This window comes from Mycobacterium sp. (assembly GCF_032162605.1).
GTDB lineage: Bacteria > Actinomycetota > Actinomycetes > Mycobacteriales > Mycobacteriaceae > Mycobacterium.
This window is the reverse complement of record NZ_JAVROT010000306.1, coordinates 1-3,300: the sequence shown is the minus strand read 5'-3', so window position 1 is coordinate 3,300 and position 3,300 is coordinate 1. Positions and strand designations below refer to the sequence as shown.

Annotated in this window: 5 protein-coding genes; 4 read left to right on the top strand and 1 reads right to left on the bottom strand. The window is 64.5% G+C overall.

Features of this window, described 5'->3' with window-relative positions; all coding sequences use genetic code 11:
- A partial coding sequence (locus QOI01_RS17815; RefSeq protein WP_526383207.1) for an SDR family NAD(P)-dependent oxidoreductase occupies window positions 1-217 on the bottom strand: 217 nt, incomplete at its 3' end.
- 234 nt (window positions 218-451) lie between these two features.
- Between QOI01_RS17815 and QOI01_RS17810 the strand changes: the two genes are divergently transcribed.
- The 4 genes from QOI01_RS17810 to QOI01_RS17795 all read left to right on the top strand — a co-directional run bounded on the left by QOI01_RS17810 (window position 452) and on the right by QOI01_RS17795 (window position 3,123).
- Window positions 452-886: a fumarylacetoacetate hydrolase family protein gene (locus QOI01_RS17810; RefSeq protein WP_526383205.1), complete on the top strand. Its 435-nt coding sequence runs from the start codon at window positions 452-454 to the stop codon at window positions 884-886.
- A complete protein-coding gene (locus QOI01_RS17805) occupies window positions 883-1,908 on the top strand; it encodes an LLM class flavin-dependent oxidoreductase (protein WP_526383203.1) in 1,026 nt (341 codons plus the stop codon). Before QOI01_RS17810 ends, QOI01_RS17805 begins: the two co-directional genes overlap by 4 nt.
- Before the next feature lie 93 nt (window positions 1,909-2,001).
- Entirely contained in the window at window positions 2,002-2,748 is a 747-nt protein-coding gene (locus tag QOI01_RS17800) for an SDR family NAD(P)-dependent oxidoreductase (RefSeq protein ID WP_526383201.1), read from the top strand.
- A gap of 171 nt (window positions 2,749-2,919) precedes the next feature.
- Window positions 2,920-3,123: a hypothetical protein gene (locus tag QOI01_RS17795; RefSeq protein WP_526383199.1), complete on the top strand. Its 204-nt coding sequence runs from the start codon at window positions 2,920-2,922 to the stop codon at window positions 3,121-3,123.
- Window positions 3,124-3,300 lie beyond the last annotated feature (177 nt).

The window sequence follows — 3,300 nt, the reverse complement described above, 5'->3', positions numbered from 1 at the left end:
TGTCGCCGATGGCGACCTTGGCCCCAAGCTGGTGCAGCGCGCTCGCGGTGGCCAACCCGATCCCGCGGGCGCCACCAGTGATGACGACAACCTTTCCGCAAACTGACTTGATCGTTGGGTTGGTGGCGCGGCCGCTGTGTTCGCCCCGGTTGGGGCCGAGCTCGCTATGCAGATCGGCGTGCCCGTCGACGACGCTGCCGTGTCGGTGGTTTCTCATGTGGTGCTCCTGCCAGATGGACTGGGTGGGTGAGATGTGGGCGCCATCTAGCGCCCCGCATCCGCGACTTCACCGTAGCTCCATAAATTGATATCCGTCAAGATAAAACTTGACGACTGCCCTATAACCGGGTAGCTTGGCAGTTATGCGAAGGACCGCGATGAAGCTCAAGCGCCGGCCGATCGAATAGGGGTACGCGACGCTGATCGACGCGCACCGTGCGAAGGAGACCCGATGAAACCCGTGAGCTACAACCCCGGCGGTGCCGGCGTGGTCATCGAGGAAGACGTGCAACAGAACACCCCGACCATGTGGCCGGGCAAGAGCTTCGACACGCACGGGCCCCTCGGGCCGTGGATCATCACCGCCGACGAGCTGGACCCCGAGGACCTCAAACTGCGCACCTGGGTGGACGGTGAACTCCGGCAGGAGGGCTCCACCGCCGAGATGGTCACCGGAATCGGCGAAATGATCTCAGCGCTGTCGCGGGTGTGCACCTTGGAGCCCGGTGACCTGGTGGCGACCGGCACACCGGGAGGTGTGGGCCTCTTCTCCGGACGACTGCTACGACCAGGTCATCGGGTTCGAGTCGAAATCGAAGGCATCGGCGCCATCGAGAACCCGTCGTTGCCGAGCCTGCCCCGACGCCGCAGGACAACTGACAAATGACCGCCGAAACCGTCTCTGCCCCGCAAGGAAATCCGACGCAAGCCGCGATCAGCTGTGCCATTCCGGCGCTCGAGCCATTCAACGACGCGGTCGGTCATGCACGGCTGGCCGACGAACTGGGCTATGACTCGATCATGTTGTCTCACATCGCGGCTCGTGATTCGTTCACGATGGCCGCGGCCCTGGCAATGCGCACGCAGCGGGTAGCGATAGGCAGCTCTGTGGCACCGCTGTATCACCGTTCGCCGGCATCGATGGCCCAGACCGCGGCGACCGTCGACGACATCTCCGGCGGGCGTTTTCGACTCGGTCTCGGCGTGGGTCACCGCACCACCATGGGCGGATGGCACGGCCAGCAGATCGGCAAGCCGACCGCTGAAATGCGCGAATACGTCGGCATCGTCCGCGCCATCCTGGCCGGTGACGTCCCGCCGACCGGTCAGCGGTGGACGTCGAACTTCTCGTTCATGGGCTTCACAGCGCGCCCCGATATCCCGATCTATCAGGCGGCGCTGGGGCCGGCGATGCTGCGCCTGGCCGGTGAGATCGCCGACGGCGTGGTCCTGTGGGCATGCCCGTCGCAGTACGTGCGCGATGTGGTCGTGCCGGAGGTGGCCGCGGGCCGCCATCGCGCCGGTAAGCCGCTCGAGGGATTTCACATCCTGGCAGCGGTCCCCTCGGCGATGACCCACGACCGCGCAACTGCGCTCGCAGGTGTGCGCAACGAGCTGCACCGGTACTTCGGCCTGCCGTTCTACCGGGCAATGTTCCAGGCGGCGGGCTTCGCCGGTGACGTGGCGGCATTCGATGCTGCGTCACCCGATGTCGTCGCTCAAAAGCTGGCCATCAGTGAGCGATTCATCGATCATCTATGCGCCATCGGCGACGACGCCGCCGTTCGCGACGGGGTTCAGCGATACCGCGACGCGGGGGTCACCAACCCGGTGCTGACCGCCATTCTCGGCACCGACTTCGAACCCACATTGCGCGCTGCCGCCGTCCTCGAGCCGAGTGCGACATGAGTCGCCGTGATCGGCGCGGGCTCTGCAGCACAACCAAAGAACCCCGATCCACCACGGGAAACCAGTAGAAACCCAGTAGAAACGGAGAACATCATGGGCCAGCTCAACGATAAGGTCGCCCTGGTCACCGGCGGCACCTCAGGCATCGGTCTTGCCGCTGCTCAGCGGCTTGCGGCCGAAGGCGCGCATGTCTTCATCACCGGACGCGACAAGCAACGCCTCGATGAGGCACTCGCATCGATTGGTGCCTCGGCCACCGGTATTCGTGGAGACGTCACCGACCCTGACGATTTGGACAGGGTCGCCGACGCCGTCAAGGGACACGGACATGGCCTTGACGTCGTGTTCACCAATGCCGGTGGGGGAGAGTTGGCGCCGCTGGCCGATATGACACCGCAACACTTCCTCGACACGTTCAACCGCAACGTCGGCGGCACCATCTTCACGGTGCAGAAAGTCTTGCCGCTCTTGAACTCTGGCGCGTCGGTCATCCTGTCCGGCTCCAGCTCAGCCTCCAGTGGTACGCCCGGCATGGGAGCGTATGCCGCGTCGAAGGCGGCGGTCCGCTCCTTCAGCCGGACCTGGGCGGCTGAACTGGCGCCTCGGCAGATCCGGGTGAACACAATGGTTCCCGGGCCGGTTGAAACACCGGGACTCACGGGCGCCGCACCGGCCGGCCAGGAACAACAGCTGCTGGCCGCCTTTGCGGCGACGGTTCCGCTGGGCCGGGTAGGTCGACCCGAGGAGATCGCTTCCGCTGTCCTGTTTCTGGCCAGCGACCAAAGCAGCTTCATGACCGGCGCCGAGCTGTTCATCGACGGCGGCGCCGAACAGGTCTGAGAACCGTCCGGCTGGCGGCGCGACCGCCAATTTGTAGGGTGCAGACCGTGTTTCGCAAGGCGACGCGCTGCACCAGGATTGCCGCGCCGCCGCACCACGCCGGCCGGTCCCGCATCGCGGAGACCCTGACCCACGATGGCTTCGAACTGAGAGATCATCCGTCATCTATATGTGGTCGCTGAGAAGGAACCCAAGAAGTTTCGATCGCTGTTCACCGAGACCGGCTACTGGTGGGACGTAGCGTCTGGGGCGAAATACATCGGCGACGACGTCGCTCTCGCGACCGACATCTACTCGACGGCTTTTCCGGACATGCACCGCGAACTCCACGACCTCTACTTCGACGGTGACTCGTCGTCGTTCGACTGTCACTGAACGGGACCCACGAGGATGACCTATCCGATGCCCGTCGGAACGATTACCGCTACCGGTGAGAAGATCAGCGTCCCGTCCTGCGATGTGTTCACCGTTGAGGGCGGGAAGGTCAGCGTGTTCGAGTGCTACTACTTTGGAACCATCCTGCTCGGCCAAATCGGTGTGCTGGCAAATCTG